Origin of the sequence: Amycolatopsis sp. CFH S0740 (assembly GCF_004522315.1) — a bacterium.
Lineage (GTDB): Bacteria > Actinomycetota > Actinomycetes > Mycobacteriales > Pseudonocardiaceae > Amycolatopsis > Amycolatopsis nivea.
The window spans coordinates 98,986-120,132 of the sequence record NZ_SDLS01000023.1 but is presented as its reverse complement, the minus strand read 5'-3'; the positions used below and the strand labels follow the sequence as shown (position 1 = coordinate 120,132).

Annotated in this window: 21 protein-coding genes and 1 pseudogene; 8 read left to right on the top strand and 14 right to left on the bottom strand. The window is 68.7% G+C overall.

What is annotated here, in order from left to right; translation table 11 throughout:
• Nucleotide 1: 1 nt before the first annotated feature.
• The 4 genes from EIZ45_RS32010 to EIZ45_RS31995 all read right to left on the bottom strand — a co-directional run bounded on the left by EIZ45_RS32010 (nucleotide 2) and on the right by EIZ45_RS31995 (nucleotide 3,158).
• Nucleotides 2-538 (bottom strand): M15 family metallopeptidase, encoded by a 537-nt coding sequence (locus tag EIZ45_RS32010; RefSeq protein WP_134667466.1) that lies wholly within the window; start codon nucleotides 536-538, stop codon nucleotides 2-4.
• Nucleotides 539-622: 84 nt separating this feature from the next.
• Nucleotides 623-1,420 carry a family 1 encapsulin nanocompartment shell protein gene (locus EIZ45_RS32005; protein ID WP_037816798.1) on the bottom strand — a complete coding sequence of 266 codons (798 nt, stop codon included), beginning with the start codon at nucleotides 1,418-1,420 and terminating at the stop codon, nucleotides 623-625.
• A complete protein-coding gene (locus tag EIZ45_RS32000; protein ID WP_134667467.1) occupies nucleotides 1,417-2,448 on the bottom strand; it encodes a Dyp-type peroxidase in 1,032 nt (343 codons plus the stop codon). Before EIZ45_RS32000 ends, EIZ45_RS32005 begins: the two co-directional genes overlap by 4 nt.
• Nucleotides 2,449-2,543: 95 nt before the next feature.
• Nucleotides 2,544-3,158: a TetR/AcrR family transcriptional regulator gene (locus EIZ45_RS31995; protein WP_134667468.1), complete on the bottom strand. Its 615-nt coding sequence runs from the start codon at nucleotides 3,156-3,158 to the stop codon at nucleotides 2,544-2,546.
• Between the two features lie 78 nt (nucleotides 3,159-3,236).
• On the opposite strand from EIZ45_RS31995, the gene EIZ45_RS31990 reads away from it, so the two are divergent.
• From EIZ45_RS31990 to EIZ45_RS31980, 3 genes are read left to right on the top strand one after another with little or no spacing between them, the layout of a single operon-like run.
• A complete protein-coding gene (locus EIZ45_RS31990) occupies nucleotides 3,237-4,085 on the top strand; it encodes an SDR family NAD(P)-dependent oxidoreductase (RefSeq protein WP_235146591.1) in 849 nt (282 codons plus the stop codon).
• A gap of 28 nt (nucleotides 4,086-4,113) precedes the next feature.
• Complete coding sequence (locus tag EIZ45_RS31985) at nucleotides 4,114-5,235, top strand: DUF5938 domain-containing protein (RefSeq protein ID WP_134667469.1); 1,122 nt, start codon at nucleotides 4,114-4,116, stop codon at nucleotides 5,233-5,235.
• A gap of 16 nt (nucleotides 5,236-5,251) precedes the next feature.
• The gene (locus tag EIZ45_RS31980; protein WP_134667470.1) at nucleotides 5,252-6,796 is read left to right on the top strand and encodes a long-chain fatty acid--CoA ligase; all 1,545 of its coding nucleotides are present in this window, start codon (nucleotides 5,252-5,254) and stop codon (nucleotides 6,794-6,796) included.
• Here EIZ45_RS31980 and EIZ45_RS31975 read toward each other — a convergent pair.
• The 4 genes from EIZ45_RS31975 to EIZ45_RS31960 are packed head-to-tail and all read right to left on the bottom strand — an operon-like array spanning nucleotide 6,793 to nucleotide 9,073.
• Nucleotides 6,793-7,530, bottom strand: a complete 738-nt coding sequence (locus EIZ45_RS31975) for an SDR family oxidoreductase (protein WP_134667471.1) — start codon at nucleotides 7,528-7,530, stop codon at nucleotides 6,793-6,795. The genes EIZ45_RS31980 and EIZ45_RS31975 overlap by 4 nt on opposite strands.
• Nucleotides 7,531-7,539: 9 nt before the next feature.
• Complete coding sequence (locus EIZ45_RS31970) at nucleotides 7,540-7,908, bottom strand: DUF1707 domain-containing protein (RefSeq protein ID WP_134667472.1); 369 nt, start codon at nucleotides 7,906-7,908, stop codon at nucleotides 7,540-7,542.
• Nucleotides 7,905-8,474 carry a phosphatase PAP2 family protein gene (locus EIZ45_RS31965; protein WP_134667473.1) on the bottom strand — a complete coding sequence of 190 codons (570 nt, stop codon included), beginning with the start codon at nucleotides 8,472-8,474 and terminating at the stop codon, nucleotides 7,905-7,907. Before EIZ45_RS31965 ends, EIZ45_RS31970 begins: the two co-directional genes overlap by 4 nt.
• On the bottom strand, nucleotides 8,471-9,073 hold the full coding sequence (locus EIZ45_RS31960; protein ID WP_134667474.1) for a DedA family protein: 603 nt from the start codon (nucleotides 9,071-9,073) through the stop codon (nucleotides 8,471-8,473). The genes EIZ45_RS31965 and EIZ45_RS31960 overlap by 4 nt, the downstream gene beginning before the upstream one ends.
• 90 nt (nucleotides 9,074-9,163) lie before the next feature.
• On the opposite strand from EIZ45_RS31960, the gene EIZ45_RS31955 reads away from it, so the two are divergent.
• Both EIZ45_RS31955 and EIZ45_RS31950 read left to right on the top strand, forming a co-directional pair.
• Entirely contained in the window at nucleotides 9,164-9,541 is a 378-nt protein-coding gene (locus tag EIZ45_RS31955) for a BlaI/MecI/CopY family transcriptional regulator (protein ID WP_043828018.1), read from the top strand.
• A gap of 3 nt (nucleotides 9,542-9,544) precedes the next feature.
• Complete coding sequence (locus tag EIZ45_RS31950; RefSeq protein ID WP_205670191.1) at nucleotides 9,545-10,543, top strand: M56 family metallopeptidase; 999 nt, start codon at nucleotides 9,545-9,547, stop codon at nucleotides 10,541-10,543.
• A 156-nt stretch (nucleotides 10,544-10,699) separates the two neighbouring features.
• Here EIZ45_RS31950 and EIZ45_RS47045 read toward each other — a convergent pair.
• Both EIZ45_RS47045 and EIZ45_RS31940 read right to left on the bottom strand, forming a co-directional pair.
• A pseudogene (locus tag EIZ45_RS47045) lies at nucleotides 10,700-11,143 on the bottom strand (polysaccharide deacetylase family protein); the annotation flags it as partial.
• Complete coding sequence (locus EIZ45_RS31940; RefSeq protein ID WP_134667475.1) at nucleotides 11,140-12,150, bottom strand: glycosyltransferase; 1,011 nt, start codon at nucleotides 12,148-12,150, stop codon at nucleotides 11,140-11,142. The pseudogene EIZ45_RS47045 and the gene EIZ45_RS31940, both read right to left, overlap by 4 nt.
• A gap of 209 nt (nucleotides 12,151-12,359) precedes the next feature.
• Here EIZ45_RS31940 and EIZ45_RS31935 point away from each other — a divergent pair, with 209 nt between their 5' ends.
• The gene (locus EIZ45_RS31935) at nucleotides 12,360-13,826 is read left to right on the top strand and encodes an LCP family protein (RefSeq protein WP_134667476.1); all 1,467 of its coding nucleotides are present in this window, start codon (nucleotides 12,360-12,362) and stop codon (nucleotides 13,824-13,826) included.
• Nucleotides 13,827-14,522: 696 nt separating this feature from the next.
• On the opposite strand, the gene EIZ45_RS31930 is transcribed toward EIZ45_RS31935, so the two are convergent.
• Entirely contained in the window at nucleotides 14,523-15,692 is a 1,170-nt protein-coding gene (locus EIZ45_RS31930; RefSeq protein WP_167756612.1) for a thioester domain-containing protein, read from the bottom strand.
• 256 nt (nucleotides 15,693-15,948) lie between these two features.
• Here EIZ45_RS31930 and EIZ45_RS31925 point away from each other — a divergent pair, with 256 nt between their 5' ends.
• Nucleotides 15,949-16,779, top strand: coding sequence for a TIGR02569 family protein (locus EIZ45_RS31925; protein ID WP_134667477.1), 831 nt, complete (start codon nucleotides 15,949-15,951; stop codon nucleotides 16,777-16,779).
• Here EIZ45_RS31925 and EIZ45_RS31920 read toward each other — a convergent pair.
• Together EIZ45_RS31920 and EIZ45_RS31915 are read right to left on the bottom strand one after the other, a co-directional pair.
• Nucleotides 16,772-17,665: a 2-hydroxyacid dehydrogenase gene (locus EIZ45_RS31920; protein ID WP_134667478.1), complete on the bottom strand. Its 894-nt coding sequence runs from the start codon at nucleotides 17,663-17,665 to the stop codon at nucleotides 16,772-16,774. The genes EIZ45_RS31925 and EIZ45_RS31920 overlap by 8 nt on opposite strands.
• Nucleotides 17,662-18,939: an MFS transporter gene (locus EIZ45_RS31915; RefSeq protein WP_134667479.1), complete on the bottom strand. Its 1,278-nt coding sequence runs from the start codon at nucleotides 18,937-18,939 to the stop codon at nucleotides 17,662-17,664. Before EIZ45_RS31915 ends, EIZ45_RS31920 begins: the two co-directional genes overlap by 4 nt.
• A 120-nt stretch (nucleotides 18,940-19,059) precedes the next feature.
• Here EIZ45_RS31915 and EIZ45_RS31910 point away from each other — a divergent pair, with 120 nt between their 5' ends.
• Entirely contained in the window at nucleotides 19,060-19,800 is a 741-nt protein-coding gene (locus EIZ45_RS31910; RefSeq protein ID WP_134667480.1) for an IclR family transcriptional regulator, read from the top strand.
• Between the two features lie 4 nt (nucleotides 19,801-19,804).
• Here the strand turns inward: EIZ45_RS31910 and EIZ45_RS31905 are convergent, their stop codons facing one another.
• Complete coding sequence (locus tag EIZ45_RS31905) at nucleotides 19,805-20,671, bottom strand: trypsin-like serine protease (RefSeq protein ID WP_167756611.1); 867 nt, start codon at nucleotides 20,669-20,671, stop codon at nucleotides 19,805-19,807.
• Between the last annotated feature and the right edge of the window lie 476 nt (nucleotides 20,672-21,147).

Genomic DNA, 21,147 nt, shown 5'->3' with positions numbered 1-21,147 from the left:
GTCAACCGGCGGCGTCCGTACGGGTGGGCGGGCAGGTGCCGCCCGGAGTGGTCAGCAATTCGAAGTGCCACATCTCGTTCGCGTACACCTGGCACAGGCCGTATTTCGCGCCGTGCTGGATGAGCCAGTCGTCAGCCCGGGTGGGGGCGACGTCGACCGCCTTGCCGGACACGTGCGTCGATTGTTCCGGCGTGTTCACATACTTCCGCGCCTTCTCCAGGCTGCCGTACTTTTCGATGCCCGCGTCGAGCAGTTTCTGCTGGTACTCCTTCGTCCGCCAGCCCGACGCGATCTGAATGTCCACATTGCGCTGACGCGCGTCCGTTGCCGCCTCCTGCAACGCTTTCCGCAACGCCGGATCGAGATTTCCGACGGCCGGGTAGCTCGTGTCGGACGGCCTCAGCGTGACGCCTTCGGGAGCACCGCCTTGAGCCGGGTCGTGGTCCGGATCGCCGTCGAGCACCGGGAGGCCGGAGCACCCGGCGACGACGATCGCGGGCAGCACGAGCAGCACGATTTTGATCTTGTTCCGCAGCACGCCGCAACTATCGCGAGCGGGTATCCCCGGAAGGTTCGGCGAATGTCCGCGCTGCGTAACAAGACCGCAGGATCAGGTAACGCCTCAGGCGGTCAGCCCGATCCCCGCCTCGGCGGTGTTGACCAGGAAGGTCAGCGTCTCGTAGAAGTACAGCTCCACAGTGGACGCGTCGTGGCTGGAGTACCCGATGGACAGATCCTGTCCGAAGTGGAGCTCGTAGTCGCCGCCGCGGGTGGACAGGACGCAGGCGCCACTGATCGCGGGCGTGCGGATGAGTTCGCCGTCCACGATCTGCTTCAGGTGTTCCAGCACCGGATAACCGTGGTTCGCCGCCTCGTACGCGGCGGTGAACTCGTCGTCGCTCAGCAGAACGGTGTACGGACCGGCCACGCCCGCGTCGCGCAGTTCGGCGATCGCGTCGCCGATTGCCTTCGGGTAGCGCGGGGCCTCGGGCGGCAGCGCGATCGGCGAAAGCGACGAAGCCGGGCGGATGCCGGTGATGCCCGCTTCGGCGAAACCGTCGACCACGATCCGGTCCTCGGCGTACGCGATCTGCTGCGCGGCGTCCTTCACCGGCTGCCAGTCCGCGTCTTTCGCGCCCCACTCGACCGAATCGACTTCCTCGCGCGACACCGTGAACGGCACCCGCAGTTCCACGATCCGCTGTGCCGTGCGCAGGCTCGTCGCGACGCCGTCGAACTTGTCGCCGACGCGCTCGCGGCGTCCGGTGCCGATCGCGGCGAGTGCCGGGTCTCCGGTGACGACGACGTCGACCACCCGGCGCGCCGCGGCGAACTCGGCGAAGGTGCGCTTCGCCTCTTCCTCCAGGTCCGCCCACGCGGCGGCGGAGATCGGGGCGAGTTCGCGATGCAGGTTGTTCATGACCGAGTGCTCCTTCGCAGGCTTCCGATGCCCAGCGACGACCCGGCGGGCGTCGCGGCAGCCGGCGGTTCCGGCTCGGGCGGGGCGTCCGGCGGATCTTCGAGGAAGTCCGCGGTCGGCACGTAGAACAGCGCGCCGGTGTGAGGCGTGGAGAAGTCGAGAATCCGGTCGTAGGTGCCCGGCGGCGACCCGACGAACATGTTCTCCAGCATTTTCTCGATCACCGCCGGAGATTTGGTGTAGCCGATGAAATAGGTGCCGAACTCGTCGTGCCCCGGACGGCCGAACGGCATGTTGTCGCGCAGGATGTCGAGTTCGTTGCCCTCGTCGTCGGTGATCACGTTGAGCGCGATGTGCGCGTCGGCGGGCTTTTCCTCGTCCGACATCTCCACATCGGACAGTTTGCGCCGTCCGATCACCAGTTCCTGCTGCTCGGTGGTGAGCGCGTTCCACGCCGCCATGTCGTGCAGGTACTTCTGCACGACCACGTAGCTGCCGCGGTTGAACGGTTCGTCGTCGTCCACCAGCACCGCCTGGTTGACGCCGTTGCCGGTCGGGTTCTCCGTGCCGTCGACGAAGCCGAGCACGTCGCGCGCGTCGAAGTACCGGAAGCCCTGCACCTCGTCGAGCACCTTCACCGAACCGCGCAGCCGGTCCATGATCAGCGATTCCAGCTCGAAGCACAGGTCGAGCCGCTCGGCGCGGAGGTGGAACAGCAGGTCGGCCTCGGCGGTGAGGACGCTCGTGTGCTTGTCGCCGGAGAAAACCGGCAGCTCGTGCAGTTCCGCGGGTCGCGGACCGCCGTAGATCCGGTCCCACGCCGCCGACGAGATCCCGGCGACGCAGGTCAGCCCGGCCCCCGCGTCGCGGAACCCCACCGCGCGCTGCAGCCCGGCGAGATCGGCGAGAAGGTCTTTCGCGACCTGCTCGGCACCGGCGTCGACCTGCACCATCAGGAAGATCGCCGCCCTGGTCAACGGTGCGGAAACGGCCTGCGGCTCAGGCGGTTCAAGGTCCCCCGCTTGCACGCTCGCGCACCCCTTCTCGCCCGGTGACCGTCCGAGCGCATCCTAACCACGGACGGGCGGCCGCACCCGGCATCGCCACTCCGGAGGGGTAACCGTCAGACGAAGTGCGTGAGCAGAGCCGCGACATCGGCCTCCAAGCCGTCCGCGGCCGCGTCCTGACCGGCGAGCCGCTGCAGCAAAGCGCGCTGGAACAGGCCGTCGAAGGCGGCGTACGCGACCTCTGGCGACACCTGGGCCGGCCGGCCGGTGAACTCGGCGTAGCGCCGCACGACGCGCCACACCATGTCCTGGCGCTGTTCGTCGATGTCGAGCACATCGTCGCGGAAAGACTCTTCGAACAGGCTCTGGTTGCGCAGGTCGTACCAGAGACGGTGCATCGCCGCGTCGGTCCGCAGCGTGCCTGCCATCGCCGCGCCGAAGCCGTGTTTCAGCTCCTCGGCCGAGCCCGCCTCCGCCACTACGTCGTCGTAGCGGGTCACGCAGACCTCTTCGAACTTGCGGACCGCGTAAGTGAGCAGCTCGACCTTGTCCGCGAAGTAGTAGTGCAGGACGCCGTGCGAGAAGTCGGATTTCTGGGCGATTTCGCGCAGGCTCGTGCGGGCATAGCCCAGCTCGGCCAGTGCCTGCAGCGCGGACTCGGCCAGCTGCTCGCGGCGCTGGGCGAACTTGTCCACGGCGCGGCGGGAGATGCGCTCCTTCGCCTGTGTCACACCCGGCAGTCTAGCGCGCCACGGTTTCTTGACGAGCGTCCAAGAAAATCTTGACGACTGTCCAAAATTAGCTACGGTGTGACCTACACCGCACTCGCGGCACGTCTCAAGGAGGAGATGTCGATGGGTTCGTACGACCTGACCGGGCGCACCGCGCTGGTCACCGGCGGCGCGCAGGGCCTTGGCCAGGGCATGGCCGAGGCGCTCGCGAAGGCAGGCGCGGCGGTGGTCGTCGCCGACGTCCAGGAGGACCTCGGCCGCCAGACCGCCGACGCGATCAAGCAGAGCGGGGCCAGCAGCGGATTCGTCCGGCTGGACGTCACCGACGACGACAACTGGGCGCGGGCTGTCGAGGCCGTGGTCGGCGAGCACGGCGGGCTCGACATCGTCGTGAACAACGCGGGCGTGGAAATCACCGGGCTCGTCGCCGACCTCGACCCGGCCGACGTGCGGAAGATGCTCGAAGTCAACGTGCTCGGCACCTCGCTCGGCGTGAAGCACGCGTTCCGCGCCATGCGTCCCGGCGGCGTCGCCGGACGCGGCGGCGCGGTCGTGAACATCGCCTCGGTGGCCGCGACCATCGCTTTCCCCGGCATCGCTGGCTATTCGGCGACGAAATCGGCGGTCGACCGGCTCACCCGCGTCGCGGCGATGGAGTCCGGGAAACTCGGCTACGGCGTGCGAGTCAACTGCGTGTACCCGGGCCTGGTTCCGACGCAGATGGGCAACCAGCTCGCGGCCGACGTGGTCGACGTCGGGCTGTTCCCGAGCATCGAGGACGCGATCGGCGCGGTGGTCGCGCAGACCCCGGCCGGACGGCTCGGCGAGGTCGCGGACATGGCCGACGCCGTGGTCTTCCTCGCCTCCGACGCCGCCCGCTTCATCACCGGCGCCGGCCTCCCGGTCGACGGCGGCATGGGCATGTGAATCCCCTCCAGCGAAAGGAACACCAGTCGTGACCAAGCCCGTCGTCGTTTACGGCGCGTCCGGCTACACCGGCCGCCTGATCTGCGAATACCTCCGCGAGTACAACGTGGCATTCACCGCCGCCGGCCGGGACAAGGCCCGGGTCCAGGCCGCGCTCGACCACATTCCCGGCCTCGACACCGTGGACCACGAGGTGGTCGAGGTATCGCACGAAACCGGCCCGCTCACCGAGCTTTTCCAGGACGCGTCGGTCGTGTGCAACACCGTCGGCCCGTTCAGCGAGTACGGCCACGAGGTCGTCCAGGCTTGCCTCGAATCCGGGACGCACTATCTCGACACCACCGGCGAGCAGGATTGGCTGATTTCCGCCGAAGAGCGCTACGGCGCGGACATGGCCGCCAAGGGCCTGCTGCTCTCCCCCGGCATCGCGCAGATGTACACCACCGGCGAGATCGCGGCGAACCTCTGCCTCGAGACTCCCGGACTGGACACTTTGGACATCCTGGTGTTCTGGAAGGGTTACCCCACAGTCGCTTCCACGCAGACCATCCTGGTGAACGCCGCGCTGTCCGCCGCGTATTACCTGGAGCAGAACGAATACGCGCCCTGGCCTGCCGACGGCGGGCTGCAAGAGGTCACCGTGCCGGGGCACCACGAGATCGGGCTCGCGCTGCCGTGGGGCGGCACGTCGCATCCGGTGTGGTTCAAGAACGATCCGCGCGTGGCCAACGTGAAAGCGGTCGGCGGCGTGTTCGACCGGGCACTGATGCAAGGTGTGCCGCAGATTGTCGCGGCCGTCCTGGAGCAGGTGAAAGACCTGCCGCTGGAAGAAAAGCTCAAGGTGCTGCACGAGCAGGCGGCCGCGGTCCGGGACGAAATGCCGCCGAGGGAAAACCAGCGGATCAATACGTCGCTGGACTCGGTGCACGCGTCCGGCCCGCTCGGTCGCGCGCACTGCGTGATCCACGGGACCTGCAACTACAAGCAGACCGGGCTGATGCAGGCGTACGCGGCGTATTCGCTGCTGCAGCAACCCCCGCGGCGCGCCGGGTTCGCGTCGGCGTGCCAGGCGTTCGGCCACCGCGAACTGCTCGGCGTGCTGCGGTCGTTCGGGCTGGTTTCGAATCCGGTTCTGACGGTGCAGTCCTGAGACGGGGAGACGAGCGGTGCGACTGACCGACTATCTCGACAAGGGCGCCTCGCTGGGCCCGTCGGCCCCGTGTTTGACCACGGACGGCGGATCGCTCAGCTACGGCGAGGTCCAGCAGCTGTCCTGGCAGGTCGCCAGGGCGCTCGCCCGTTCCGGCGTGCGGCCGGGCGACAAGGTGGCGATCCTCTCCGCCAACGACCCGGTGTCGTTCGGGTGCGTCTTCGGCATCAGCCGGGCAGGGGCGGTGTGGTGCCCGGTCAACCCGCGCAACGAAGCGGCGGAGAACCGGGAGCTGCTGGACCTGTTCGACTGCACGTGCCTGCTCGTGCAGGAGTCGTTCGCACCGCTCGTCTCCCGGATCGCCGATCAGCTGCCGAAGCTGACCACGGTGGTGTGCCTCGACGGCTCGTTCCCCGGCGCGATCCCGCTGGCCGAATGGCTCGACGGGCTTCCCGGCACGCCGTGGCAGGCCGGTCCGCCGGACGACACGGTGATGCTCGTGGGCACCGGCGGCACCACCGGACGGCCGAAAGGCGTGGTGCTGACCGGGCACAACGTCGAAACCATGTCGGCGCTGACGTTGATGAGCTATCCGTTCCAGCCGCGCCCGCGCTACCTCGCGCTGGCTCCGCTCACGCACGCCGCCGGGGTGCTGTGTTTCCCAGTTCTGGCACTGGGCGGCGAAATCGTGGTGATGCCGTCGCCGGATCTCGGCCGGTTCCTCGAACTGATCGAACGGCACCGGATTACCCACACCTTCCTGCCGCCGACGCTGATTTACCTGCTGCTGGACCATCCTGAACTGTCCGCGACGGACTTCAGTTCGCTGGAATGCCTGTGGTACGGGGCCGCGCCGATGTCCGCTGCCCGGCTGGAGGAAGCGATCGCCCGGATCGGGCCGGTGCTCGGACAGCTGTTCGGGCAAAGCGAAGCGCCGATGATGATCTCGACCCTGGCTCCCGCCGACCATTTCCATCCGGACGGTTCCCTGGCGCGCGAACGCTTCACCTCAGCGGGTCGTCCGACGCCGCTGACGCAGGTGGCGATCATGGCCGAAGACGGAACCCTCCTGCCGCGCGGCGAACGCGGCGAGATCGTGGTGCGCGGACCGCTCGTGATGCCGGGGTACTACCGGAACCCCGACGCCACCGCGGAAGTCAGCAGGCACGGCTGGCACCACACCGGCGACATCGGCTACCTCGACGAGGAGAACTTCCTGTACGTCGTGGACCGGGCGAAAGACATGATCATCACCGGCGGGTTCAACGTCTACTCGGCCGAGGTGGAGCAGGCGCTGATGACGCATCCGGCGGTGCAGGACTGCGCGGTGGTGGGCTTGCCGCACGAAAAGTGGGGCGAGCAGGTGACCGCGGTCGTCCAGCTGCACCAAGGACGTACCGCTGCCGCTGATGAACTGCGGGCCACGGTGAAGGAGCTGCTCGGCAGCGTGAAGACTCCGAAGGAGGTCTTGCTCTGGCCGGACCTGCCGCGGTCGAAGGTCGGAAAGGTACTGAAGACCGACGTGCGGACGCAGCTGCTGGCCGAACGGCCGGGCGATTAGAACTGTCCGCCGCCGGCGTGCAGCGTCTGGCCGGTGACCCAGCGGGCCTGGTCCGACGCCAGGAACCCCACGATGTCCGCGATGTCGCCGGGTTCGGCGATCCGGCCGAGCGGCGTCTGCTTCGCGCTGTACTCGACCACGCCCGGCGGCCCGTCGGCGAGGAGCGCGTCGGTGCGGACCGCGCCCGGAAGCACGCTGTTCACCGTCACCCCGCGCGGGCCGAGTTCCTTCGCCAGCACGCGCACGAACTGGTCTCCGGCGGCCTTCGCGGCACCGTAGATCCCGGTGCCGGGCCGGGCTGTCTGGACCACTCCGCTCGACATCACGACGATCCGGCCGCCGTCGCGCACCCGCCGGGCCGCCTCGCGCAAGGCGACGAAGGTGGGCCGCAGATTAGTGCTGAAGATCAGGTCGTAGATCTCGTCGGAGGCCTCGGCGAGCGGCACGAACCGGGCGATCCCCACGTTCGCGACGACCACGTCGAGACCGCCGAATTCCTGTTCCGTGCGGTCGAAAAGGCCACGCAACTCGGCGTCGTCGGTGACGTCCGCGCGCAGGGCGACCGCCTGGCCGCCGTCCGCGCGGATCTTGGCGACGACGGCCTCTGCCGAGTCTTGATCGGAGCGATAGTTGACCGCGACCGAGAACCCGTCGGCACCCAGCCGTTCCGCGACCGCCCTGCCGATCCCGCGCGAACTCCCGGTGACCAACGCGACGCCCGTTCCCCTCTGCATGGCGTCAGTTTAGCGGTGCCCGAAGTGCTCTCCTTCGTCCGCGAAACCATGCATGGCAAGGAAAACCATCGCCGCCACCGCGAACATCAGCAGAATTCCGACCGCCAGCTTCCGCCGCGGCGGCGCGGCTCCGAAGTCTGTGACCAACTGGTGTCCGGCCAGCAGAAGCAGTGGCTGCCAGCTGGGCCTCGGCGCAGGTGCGGGCAGGTCCGCGACCACCGCGTCCAGCTCGTGCCGGTATTGCGCCGCGTAGACGACCGTGACCCGTTCCTCCACCTCGGCCAGGCTCAGCCGTCCTTCGCCCGCCGCGTTGTTCAGGGCTTTCGTCGTCTGCTCGCGTTCGGCGTCGGAGCAGCGGACGGGTCGATCGTCAGTCATGTTTTCCTCCCGGATACGACTGGAATCAGCCGAACCGCCACCTTCGCCAGCGGTTCGCGGACCACGAGCCCGAGCGCCCCGATTCCAGCCCCGACCACGAACCCCGCGAGCACGTCGTGCGGGTAGTGCGCCCCGACGTACACCCGCGAAATCCCCATCAGCACCGCGAAAACGAGCGCCCAGAGCCCCCATTTGCGGTTGACCAGCAGCAACGCCACCGCGAACGCGGCGACGATGACCGTGTGGTTGCTGGGAAACGCGTAGTCGGCCGGCGGATCGCACGGCAGCAGCGTGTGCACGCCCGGAACCACGCGGCATGGCCGGATCTCGGCGAACACGGACTTCAGCACGGTGTCCACGGCGAGCGCCGCCGCGATCGCGATCGGCACCCACGCCGCGGCCGCCAGCGCCGCCGGTCCGCGTGTCCGCGCTCGCCAGAGCAGCGCGAGGATCACCGGTGCCACCAGGAAAACCCCGTACTCGCTGAAGGTTGTTGCGATGCCCGCCAGCCAGTGTTGTGACCAGGCGAAATCCGTGACGTCGCGATACAAGCCAGCGTCGATCATCGCGGCACGCTCCGGCGGGCTCGGACGAGTTCGACCAGCAGCGGGCTCAGCGAAAGCAGCACCACCACGGCGATGATCGGCAGCAGGTACGTGTCGATGTTGGGCACCGACGCACCCAGCGCGTACCCGGCGAGCGTGACCCCGACCGTCCACAACAGACCGCCGATCACCTGCCACAACGCGAATTTCGCGGCAGGCATCCCGGCGATGCCGACGAGCGGGTTCAGCACGGTCCGGACCACCGGGATGAACCGCGCCAGCACGACCGCCTTGCCCAGCCCGTACCGGCTGAGCAGCGCCGATCCGCGCGCGATGCCCTCGTGCAGGTGCTTGCTGCGCACGCGAACGAGCAGCGCGCCTCCCCCGCGGCGGCCGAGGACGAATCCGGCCTGTGCGCCGAGCAGTGCGCCGGCCGCCGCGGCGACGATGACGGCCGCGAGGGGCAGGTGCAGCTTCGACGAGGCCGCGAGCACCCCGGCGGTGAACAACAGCGAATCGCCCGGCAGGAAGAAGCCCACGAGCAGGCCGGTCTCGGCGAACATCACCGCGAAGACGCCGAGCGGGCCGAACGCGGCCAGCAGCCACTTCGGGTCGAGCATGCCCACCTCCAACTACTACACAACTGTCGAAATTCTACATGAACGTAGTAGCGGGCTGGGCTGCTTCGACAAACCGGTAGAATTTGGGCCATGCGCAACGGACGGGGCGAGAGCGCCCGGCGGGCTCCCGGCGAGCTGGAGGCCGAGGTGCTCGCGGTGCTGTGGGAATCCGACGAGCCGATGTCGGCCGCCGGCGTGCAGGAACGGATCGGCGGCGGACTGGCCTACACCACCGTCGTGACGATCCTGTCCCGGTTGTTCGAGAAGGGCGTCGCGACCCGCGAGAAGCAGGGCCGCTCGTTCACCTACCGCGCCGCCGACGACGAACCCGGGCTCGCCGCCCGCCGGATGAGCAAGGTGCTCGACGCCGAAGCCGACCGGTCCAGCGTGCTGGCGAAATTCGTGTCGAACCTGTCCGAATCGGACGAGGCCGTGCTGCGCGACCTGCTGCGCCAGAACGGCGGCTGAGGCGTGAACCTCGACCTGCTCGTTCCGCTGCTGCTGCCGCTGGCGTCCTGGCCGGTGGCGCGCTGGGTCGCGCCCCGGTTGTCGCCGCGGCTGGGCAGCTGGCTGCTCGCCGGTTCCGCGCTGGTGCTCGCCGTCGGCAGCACGGCGACGCTCGCGGTCCTCGCGGCGGCAGGGCTCGCGCAGCTGCCGTTCGTCGGCGAGCTGGGCGATTTCTCCGCGGTCGCGTTCCGCGGGGCCGACGCGGTGAACCTGCCGCTGGCGATCGCCAGCGGGGTCGCGCTCGTCGTGGCCGGGGTCGCGTTGACGCGAGCGACGACGCAACACGTGCGCTGGCACCGGAAGGTGCACGCCGAGCTGAACGCGCACACCCGCGAGGCTGGCTTCGTGCTGCTGCCGGGCGAGGAACCGGTCGCGTTCGCGGTGGCAGGCGGCGGCGGCCGGATCGCGGTGTCCAGCGGGATGCTCGCGGCGCTGGAACCGCAGGAACGGCGCGCGTTGCTGGCCCACGAACGCGCGCATTTGCGGCTGCGGCACCACGTTTTCGCCGCGATCGTGACGGTCGCGACCACGGTCAACCCGGTGCTGCGTCCGCTCGGCGCGGCGGCCCGGTTCGCGCTGGAACGCTGGGCGGACGAGGCGGCCGCGGACCGCGTCGGCGACCGGAAACTGGTGGCCACGGCGGTCGCGAAGGCCGCGCTGGCCAGCCGGTCCCAGCCGTCGCTCGCGCTGGCCGCGACCGGCGGGCCGGTGCCGCAACGCGTGCGTGCGCTGCTTTCCGCCCCGTCGTCCGGTTCGCGGCGGAACCCGTTGGCGGCAGTGGCCGTGGCGGTCGTGCTGGGTGCGTGCGCCTGGTCAGCGGCCAGCACGCTCGACGCGGCGACCGATCTCCACTCCGGACTCGAGACCGCGCAGCACGCCGCTTGCGTGCTCGCGCAGGGGACCCACGGCGAACCCGCGCTCCAAGCATTCCGACACCAGCACCGGGACTGCGCCGAGCGCTGACCGCCATGCTCCCGGCGCGGCGGCGACGTCGGAGTCGTGCAGCAGAATCGTGCCGCCGCCGGTCAGTCGTCGGCACGCGGTGCGCACGACCGAGCGCGGAGTGGCGCGATTGGTCCAGTCAAATCCCCAGGTGCTCCACAAAACGGGCTGAAGTCCGAGCACGCGCGCTGAAAGCAGGGCGCTCGCGCTGAACACTCCGTACGGCGCGCGCAACCACTGCGGTCTCGTGCCGGTGATGAGTTCGATCAGGTCGACGGTGTGTGCCAGGTCGTCGTGCAGGGCCTTCGGGGAGCGGCGCAGGAAGCAGCGGTGATCCCAGCCGTGAACTGCGACCTCGTGCCCGGCGGCGGCGATCTCCCGGCCTAGTTCCGGTGCGGCGGCCAGTTCCCGGCCCAGTACGAAGAAGGTCGCGCGGACGTCCAGTTTTTCGAGGATTCGGAGGAATTGCGGCGTGGACTCCGGGTTGGGGCCGTCGTCGAAGGTCAGCGCCACGTGGCTGGGGTCGCCTCGTCCGGCGAGTCTTGCCGTCCGCAGCTGCGGTACGAACAATGCGGCTGGCGCTGCGTGTGCGACGGCTGCCGCGGCGAGCCCGCGGATCATCCGGCTGCCTTGACCGGTCGGCGCAGCAACCACTCGAGCGCCTCGGTCAGTTCGCTCGGCGAATGGACCCACGGGACGATGCCGTCGTTGTGCAGCACGGCGGCGTTGGCTCGGCCGTGGCCGGGCAGGCAGCGGTAGGTCAGCACCGGGAGGCCGGTCGCGAGCGCCTCCGACGTCGTCAGCCCGCCCGCGTTCTGCACCACGACGTCGCACGCGCGCATCAGTTCCGGCATCCGGTCGACCCAGCCGAAAACGTGCCGATGTCCGGTTTTCCGCAGTCTTTCCGCCAGCGCTTCGTTGCGGCCGCACACTACGACCGGTTCGACGAGGCCGGTCGCGAGGAGGTCGTCGGCGGTCTGTCCGATTTGGCCTACGCCCCAGGATCCGGCCACGACCAACGCGAGCGGGCCGTCATGCGGAAGGCCGAAGGTGAGCCGGAGCCGCAGCCGTTCGGTGATCCCGGCGGCGGGCCGGAAGGCGGGCGCGACCAGCGGACGCGAGACGAGCGTGCGACCGGCCCCGAGCGCTCGGGCTTGGCGAGCGGCGGTTTCGTTGGGAGCGACGGTGAGCGTCGCGTCCGGGCTCACGCACAGGCGGTGCACCGACGGGTCGGTGAGGTAGACGACCAGCGGCGCAGTCAGTTCGTTGGACCGCCGCAGCCGGGCGACCGCGTGCGTCGCAAGCGGATAGGTCGAGACGACGACGTCGGTGTTCTCCCCCAGCAGCTCGCGCAGTCGCGGCGTAGCGAGGCCGGCGAACCGACGGGCGGCTCCGGCCAGCGCGGGGGTGCCCAGTGCGCTGAGCAGCCAGTCCCAGCTGCGCGGCACGGTGTTGAGCTGCCGGTGGTAGGCGCCGCAGAGCAGTTCGCCGAGTCTTCCCGGCAGCAGGTCCAGGAAATCGGCGCGGACGACGTGTGCGCCGCGGCTGGAAAACCACCGGTCCAGCTCCCTGGCGGCACCGTCGTGTCCCGCTCCGATCCGGGCGGACACGATCACCACGCGGGCCATCGGGCACCTCTTTCTGCTTCTACACGGGTGTAGTAAAACTACATCCCTGTAGAATGAGAGTCGAGGCCGGACCGCCCGCGGCGATACACCCTCGGTCCGACATTCCGGGCGCCCTCTCCGCAATTTGGGGTAAGCGGTAACCCGTCCAGGTGAGACGCCCGCTACCGTGGGTCTTTCGACCACCGGATGTGGCAGGAAGAGGAACCCCGATGCGTCGCAAGACTTCCAGCGCGCTCCGCGTCGCCCAGGTGCTCCTGGCCGTCGTCTCGCTGCTGGTCCTCGGCGGCACCGCGTTCGCGTGGTCGAAGCTGAACCAGATCACCGACGGCCTGACCAGGTCCGATGTGATCGGCTCCGGGTCGAACTCGCCGATGGACGAGCAGAACATCCTGATGGTCGGCCTCGACACGCGCACCGACGCGGAGGGCAATCCGCTGCCCGAGGACGTACTCGACCAACTGCACGCTGGCGGCGCCGAGGACGGCGGCGACACGACGGACACGATGATCGTCGTGCACATCCCGGCGGGCGGCGGGAACGCCACGGCCATCTCGATCCCGCGTGACTCGTATGTCCAGCTTGCCGGGAAGTTCGGGAAGCACAAGATCAACTCGGCTTATACGTATGGGCAGACTGCTCGGAAGAACGAGCTGAAGGCACAGGGGGAGTCTGGGCCTCAGCTCGAGACGGACTCGGCGCAGGCTGGGGCCAAGACGGCGATCGAGACTGTGCAGCAGTTGACCGGGCTGACCATTACGCACTATGCGGCGGTCAATCTGGCTGGGTTCTACTACGTGAGCCAGGCTGTGGGCGGAGTTCCGGTTTGCCTTAAGGCCCCGGTTCGGGATTCTTACTCTGGGGCTAATTTCCCTGCTGGGCCGCAGAATGTTGCCGGAGCGCAGGCGTTGCAGTTCGTGCGGCAGCGGCATGGGTTGCCCAATGGGGACTTGGATCGGATCAAGCGGCAGCAGGTCTTCATGGCGAGTATGGCTAAGACTATTCTTTCCGCTGGCACGTTGACGGATCCGGGTAAGTTGGATGCGTTGATCGGGGCGGTCAAGAAGGCTGTCGTTGTTGATACCAACTGGGATTTGCTCGGGTTTGCTCAGCAACTGCATGGGATGAGTGCTGGGAGTATCAACTTTGTCACCGTGCCGGTGGTTAGCATTACTTTGAAGACGCCTAATGACGGGGATGCCGTGCAGGTGGATCCTCAGCAGGTGCAGAAGTTTGTCCGGGAGCAGACCGGGGCTGCTACTTCTGCTCCGTCTTCTTCTGCGCCGCCGTCTTCGGCTGCTGGGGATCCTGCGTTGGCTTCTTATGTGGTGGATGTGCGGAACTCGTCTGGGGTGGACGGGTTGGCCAACCGGGTTGCGGACAAGCTTGCTGCTGCTGGGTATCAGCGGGGGTCTGTCACTAATAGTGCTACTCGGCGGACTTCTACTGTCTATTACGGGCGGGGGCAGCGTAGTCAGGCTGAGGGTATCGCGGCGAAGCTCGGTGGGGTTGCGGTGGCTTCGGACAGTTCTTTGGACAAGGATCATTTCCGGGTTTATTTGGGGCAGAAGTATTCGGATGATTCCGGGGTGCATCCGGCTTCCGCTCCGGCGGTTATGGAGCCTCCTGCCGGGGGTGCTCCGGAGATTACTGCTGATGGGGTTACTTGTGTGAACTGACCCGGCTCGTGCTTCGCACATCGCGGGGCGGGAGTGCGGCGGGGCACCCCGAAGCTTGATTGTGATGACGGTCTGGGGTGGCTTGTCAAGGCGGGAAAGATGCCTTGACAAGCCACCCCAGACCGCATTTTGGCTTCGTATCGGGGCGCGGGGGTGGTGTGGGTGCACCGATCGTTGGGTGCATCGGCTGCGGATTGGTGAGCGGGGTGCTTGGCTTGGGTGCACCGGTTGCGGGTTGGCGGGTGGGGCGCGCGGCTTGAGCGCATCGGCGGCGGATTGGCGGGCGGGGCGCGGCTTGAGCGCTTGGTTGAGTGGGTTCGCGGCCGCCGGTTGCGGGGGCCGTGGAGCGCTGGCGAACTGAGGGACGCGAGCAGGTGCGTGAGGGGCCCCTCACGCACCGTCGGGCGGTCGTGAGGGGAACCCTGAGGGAATCAGCGGCCGTGAGGGTGGCCCTCACGGCACATTGTCGTCCGTGAAGGGCTCCTTGAGGGAACCCAAGTCCGTGAAGGAGTCCCTCACGGACCGGCCGCGCGTCGTGAGGGTGGCCCTCACGCACCGGCCGCGGGGGCGTGAAGGGCTCCTTGAGGGAATTAGATTCCCCCAAGGAGCCCTTCACGGACTTCCCGGGCGGGGAAGCAAAACGGGCCGGTCCTAAAAGGACCGGCCCGTTGCTAAAGCAGGGTCAAGCAGAGTAAATCAGGCGTTGCTGCGACGACGGCGAACCACCAGGATCATCGCGCCGCCCGCGATGACCAGGGCTGCGCCGATTCCGATGGGCAGGGCGGCGTTCACGCCGGTGTTCGCCAGCGGGGTCTGGCCCGAGTTGTTGCCGGCCGCGGGGGCGGTCGTGGCGGGCGCGGTGGTGACCGGGCCCGTTTCGGTCCAGGTGCCGGTGGCCGCGGCCTCGACCGCGCTCTTCTGCGACTGTGCCACGATCAGCGACTGCGCCGGGTTGCTGTCGTAGTTCTTGGCCACGAACAGGCGGCCCGTGTTGACGTCGCCGGTGGCCTTGATCGCGAGTTCGGCCGTGCCGGGCTTCGCGTCCTTCGGGACATCCAGGAACAGCTTCGTGCCGTTCTTGATCGCCGAGGACTTGAGCTCCTCGCCATTCTCGCCGACGACCTTCACGCCCTCGGGGAGCTTGCTCGTGAAGTCGGTGACGCTGCCGGTGGTGGCGACGGTGAACGGGCCGATCTTGGTGCCCGCTTCGCCGGTCGCCTTCGCCGGGGTGATGCTCAGCGCCGGCTTCTTCTCCTCGACGCCGGTGTTGGCGTCGCCGGTGAGGTACTTGTACAGCGCGAGAACGTCGGCCGCTTCGTCCGGGGAGCCGTTGGCCAGCGGGTTCTCGGCGTCGAGGTCCTTCGCGTCGCTGTAGTGCCACACCGCGGCCTGGGTCGCGGTCAGCGCTTCCTTCGTGGACAGACCGTCGTGGAGCTCGACGCCCTTGCCGGTCAGCGCCTTCTCGATGGAGGCGACGTCCTGCGACGGGTAGCTGTGGTGCAGCACCCAGTTGATGTTCTTGTTGTTCTTGCGGAACGGCGACTTCGCGTCGGGGTAGTCGTTCCAGGCGTGCTCGACCATGGTCTCGCCGAACCGCGCGCCGACCTCGATCTGCACGCAGTACATCTTCGAGATGGCGCCGTCGGACAGCTTGAAGTTGAACAGCGTCGTCTGGACCTTGCCCTTGTCGGCGATGTTGACGTCGAAGCCCGACGTGCCGCCGTACACCAGCTCGCCCGAGGCCGCGCCGCTGCGCGCCGTGGGGGCGTTGTCGTCCGCGAGGGCGACCGGCGCGGCGATCATGAGCGCCGCTGCCGCGGAAGCCGCCGCGGCCCCTCCCCGGACCAGAATTGACCTGCCGTGCATGCTTTCTCCCATCGAGTCCCGAACCACGAACGACGGACCGCGTGAGACCACATCTCCCCGACCACGGCGGCCACCAATTCGGGTGAAGAATCCACCCAGTCAAGCGATGGCGAAGCATACACAGGGCTCACATGTGCACTGTGGGTGGTCCCCTGAATGCGCTTCTGTACCTTCAGGGGGAGTCGTTCCTCCCCTTGCGTTGCTCTGGGTAGATATGCGAAGAGCTGCGGAAACCCGAGAGAAAAGGCGCAGAACGTTGAACAAGCAACCATCGGTGGACGTGCTGGACGCGTTCGGCTGCGCCGAGGACCCGGTTCGGTTGGAGGGCGGGAAAGGCGAGACCTGGCGCGCCGGGGACGTCGTGCTGAAACCGGTGGAGTTCGCTCCGGAAACGCGATGGCGGGCGGCGGCGCTCGCCGAGGTGGCGGAATCGGCGGAGTTCCGGATCGCTCGTCCGCTGCAGGCTCGCGACGGGGAATGGATCGCGGGAACATCCGTCGGCCAGAATTCATCCGGCGGTCATCCGTCGCTCGGCTGGGAGGCGAGCCGGCTCGTCCCCGGCCGCCCGGACACTTCCCGGCCTGACGACGCGATTCGGGCCGGGATCGCGTTCCATCAAGCGATCGCACACCTGTCGCGGCCGGATTTCCTCGTTTTCCGGACTGACCCCTGGGCGATCGGAGACCGGGTCGCCTGGGCGGAATTGCCGCCCGAAGGCACGGCGCCCGCTCGTGACCTCCTCCGCCCGTTGCTCGAGGCGCGCCGTCCGGTCGAGTCGGCCGCGCAGGCGGTGCACGGCGACCTTCCCGGCAACGTCCTGTTCGCGCCGGGACAGCCGCCCGCGGTGATCGACTGGGCGGTCTACTGGCGTCCGCCGGCCTGGGCCGCCGCGGTGGCGGTCGCCGACGCGTTGTGCTGGTACGGCGCGACTCCCGGGCTGATCGACCGCTGGGCGCATCTGCCGGAATGGCGGCAGATGCTGATCCGCGCGCTCGTCTACCGGATCGTCACGCACGACATCTCCGGCTCCTGGACGCCCGACCAGATCGCCGCCTACCAGCCCGCGGTCGAGTCCGTACTCAGCTGACGAGGTTCTCCAGCGGCTCGCCCTTCGCGTAGTGCGCGAGCTGGCGTTCGGCCAGCCGCTTCGCGCGCGGGTAGAAGGAGTCCGAGCCACCGGCGATGTGCGGAGTGATGATCGCGCCGTCGAGGGTCCACAGAGGATGGTCGGCGGGCAGCGGTTCCGGGTCCACGACGTCGAGCGCGGCGCGCAGGCGACCGGCGGAAACCTCGGCGGTGAGCGCGTCCGTGTCCACAGCGGTGCCGCGGCCGACGTTCACGACCAGCGCGGTGTCCGGCAGCAGCGCCAGTTCCTTGGCCCCGAAAAGGCCGCGCGTCTGCGCAGTGTCGGGCAGGACCAGGACCACGATGTCCGCGGTCGGCAGGAGCTCCGGCAGCTCGTCGATGCCGTGCACACCGGAGCGCGCGGTGCTGGCGACCCGGACCACCTCGGCCTCGCCGGCCTCCAGGTACCGCTCGATGGCTTGGCCGATCGAGCCGTAGCCGACCAGCAAGACGCGGCAGTCGGCGAGCGAGCGCGTGTGCACCCGGTCCCACGAGCCCTTCTGCTGCTGCGCGAACCAGCGCGGGAAATACCGTTGCGCGGCAAGGATCAGCGCGAGCGTGTGCTCGGCGACGCTGAGGTCGTGCAGGCCCCGGCCGTTCGCCAGCTGCACCCCGGACGGGACGAGCGGCAGCAGATTGTCGTACCCGGCGGAAAGCGTCTGGACCGCGCGCAGCGACGGCAGTTCCGGAATAAGCTTCGCCGCCGCCGGGCCCTGGTCGTAGGGCAGGACGTAGAACTCGACGTCGTCGAGGCCGTCCGGCGGGGTGCCGCGGCCGTCCCAGACGACCGCGTTCAGTTCGGCCGGGACGGAAATGTCGGACCAGGGCACCAGTACACGCGCGGTCATGCTCGCCTTTCCTTCGTCTTCACCGGAACCGCGAGCACCAGCACCGCGGCTGCGGCCATTGTCCCCGCCAGCATCAGGAACGCGGCAGCCGTGCTGCCGGTGACCGATTCGAGCCAGCCGACCAGGTAGGTCCCGAGGAACCCGCCGAGCGCGCCGGCGGCGTTGACCACGGCTACCGCCACCCCGGCGGTCCGCTGCGGCAGGAGTTCGGAAATCATCGCGAAGAATGGGCCGTACGGCGCGTACAAGGCGACCGCGGCGATCGCCAGCAGCACGAACGCCCACCAGAAATGCTGCTTGCCCAAGAGATACGAACCGTAGAACGCGACCGCGCCGGCGAGCAGCCACGGCCACACGAACCGCCGCCGCGCCCCGGTCCGGTCCGAACCGCGCGAGTTGATCAGCATCGCCACCACGGCGAACGCGTACGGGATCGCCGACAGCAAACCGGTCGCGCCGATCCCGGCCGACGAGCCTGCCTTGACGATCGACGGCAGCCAGAACACGAAGCCGTACACGCCGATGCTCCACAACAGATACTGCGCGGCCAGCAGCAGAACCGCCTTGGACCGCAACACTTCCCGCACCGGCCGCGCAGCCGGTTCCGGCAGCTGCGCCTGTTCCGCGGCGATCGCGTTTTCGACCGCGGCGCGACCGGCCGGGTCGAGCCAGGGAGTGTCGGCGGGCCGGTCGCGGACCTGCGCGCGGAACACGAAAGCCCAGATCAGCGCCGGAATTCCCTCGATGATGAACATGCCGCGCCAGGACGTCGCCTCGATCAGGTACCCGGACGCCGCCGACAGCCACATCACCGTGACCGGGTTGCCCAGGATCAGGAACGCGTTGGCCCGGCCGCGTTCGGCCTTCGTGAACCACCGGGCGAGCAGCACGACGAGCGCGGGCAGGACCGCCGCTTCCACCGCGCCGAGCAGGAACCGGACCACGATCAGCACCGGCACCGAACTGAGCAGGCCCTGCGCGGTCGCCAGGACTCCCCACGCGAGCACCGACCAGAAGATCAAGCTCCGCACGCTGCGGTGGTCGGCGTAGAGCACGCCCGGGACCTGCAGCAGGAAGTAGCCGAGGAAGAACGACGCGGCGATCAGGCCGGACGTCGTGCTCGTGAGGTGCAGTTCCTCGGCCATGCCGCCCGCGGTCGCGATCGAGAAGTTCGACCGGTCGAGGTAGGCGAGGCTGTAGGTGACGAAGACGATCGGGATCAGCCGCAGCCAGCGCTGCCTCCCGAGCGTGCCCGCCTGCTCGACGGTGTTCATCCGGTACTCCTGTCGCCGCTGACCCAAGTCCTTGACGAGCTTTCCGTCATATGGAAAGCTATTCCGCAATGCGGTGAGAGGCAGTGTGCGTCGCCGCGCGCGGGACGTCAAGGGGGTCCGATGGCGGACATGGTCGGCAAGGCTTTGCGGGTGCTGTCCCTGCTCGGCGGCTACCCCGAGGGCGTGCCGCTGTCCGAGCTCGCGCGCGCCGCCGGGTATCCGGTGAGCACCACGCATCGGTTGCTCAGCTCCTTGCAGAGCGAGGGATTCGCGCGCAATGACCCGGTGTCGAAGCGGTATTCGCTGGGGCTGCGGCTGTTCGAGCTGGGCCAGTCGGTGTCGCAGGCGCGCGGGTTCGCCGGTGTCGCGCTGCCGGTGATGCAGAAGCTGTCCGCGGAGACCGGCGAGCCGACGCTGCTGGCCGTGCTGGACGGGCACAACCAGGTTTACGTGCACTCGGTGCAGGGGTCGCAGCGGCTGCAGATCCGCGGCGAACCGGGCGCGCGCGGGCCGTTGCACTGCACGTCGATGGGGAAATGCCTGGTCGCGTTCACGCCGAACCGGGATGAACTGGTCGCTTCGCTTGAACTGCCGGCGCTGGGCCCGCGCACGATCACTTCGCGCGAGGCGTTCGCGGCGGAGATCGCGGCGGTGCGCGAACGTGGTTACGCGATCGCTGACGAGGAGCACGAGGAAGGCATCCGTGCGGTCGGCGTTCCGATCCGGACTCCGGACGGGACCGCGATCGCCGCGTTGTCCACCGCCGCACCGGCTTACCGGCTAAGCGTGGCTCAACTCGAGGAGTTCGTGCCCGCTTTGCGTGCTGCCGCGCGGGAATTGGCGGCGCTGCTGCCCCGGTGAGCGCTTACGCGCCGATCTCGCCCCGGATCCACGAGACGAGCTGGTCGACGCGCGCCGCGGTTTCGATGCCGGGCTGAGGACAGTCCGGTCCGAAGTTCTCGACCGCGATCAGCGTGTTTTTGCCCTTGATCGGCACGAAGAACGGCGAACCCGAGTCGTCCGGGCAGGGGCTGTTCTCGACGGTGCGCTTCTTCAGCGGTTCGAGGGTGATCTCGTTCTTGCGCACTTCGTCGACCTGGAAGTCGCCGCGTTTGATGTGGTCGGTCTGCACGATGACCTTCGAGGACAGCGAACCCCAGCCGACGAACGTCGTGTGCTGCCCCGGGTCCGGCGGACCGTCCGGCAGCGCGAGCGGTTCGATGTCAGTGACCGGCTCGGACAGCTTGGCGAGCGCGAGGTCGTTCACCGCGGACTGGCGCGTGTCCACGATCTTCAGCACGTGCCCGCGCGGATCGGAGTCGGTGAGCTTCCCGATCGCGGCGGTCATCGTGTAGTCGGGTTTGCCGCTGACGCGCGTGCTGTCGAGGTCGTGGAAGCAGTGTCCCGCGGTGACGATCCACTGCGGGGCGATCAGCGACCCGCTGCACCCGCCGGTGCGGACGCCGCCGCCCTTCTCTGGAATGTCCTTTGAGGACAGTTTGACGCTGAACGGGGTCGGATGATCGGGCAGCGCGGGCGGCTGCGCGGAGGACTTGCCGCCGGTGTTGCCCGTGCCGCCGCTGACTGTGCTGCTGGCGTTGCCCGCGTTGCCGCCGGCACTGCGCGCGACGGCGACGTTCGACACCGGTTTGGCCGTCTCCGCCTCCGCCGTCCGGTGCAGGCCGACGTAGGCCCCGGCGAGCCCGGCCCCCAGCACCGTGGCAGCCGCCACGGCGCCCAGCCGAAGGCTCGCCCGCTGAGCGGAACGTGACTTTGCGTGCACCACGGGGTCCAAGATAGCGAAGTTGTTAACCCGAATGAGTGAGAGTGCCCGATTAATCCGGTGACCAGGGTAGAAACTGACGGCCTCGATACGCCGGGTTCGCGGTTGGTCACGGAATGCTAACGGCGGCGGGGTGTTTTGCCTGGAGGCTGGGCCGTTTGGCGGCAGGGGGCGGATTGTGGGGTTGTTCCCGATCAGCGGGACATCTGCGGGGCTGGCTTGGGTTGGGCGGGCTCGGTTCGGGCTGGCTCGGGTCGGGCGGGCTCGGCTCCGGCGGGCTCGTCCGAGCGGCGTCGGGTCGGGCCGCCTCGATGGGGTTGCTCGGGTGCGCGGAGGGTCAGCAGTGGCGGTGTCGGCGAGAGCGCTGCGGAGGACGGGCCGACGAAAACGTGCCGGACGGCTCTCGCTCGCGCCGAAGTCCGTGA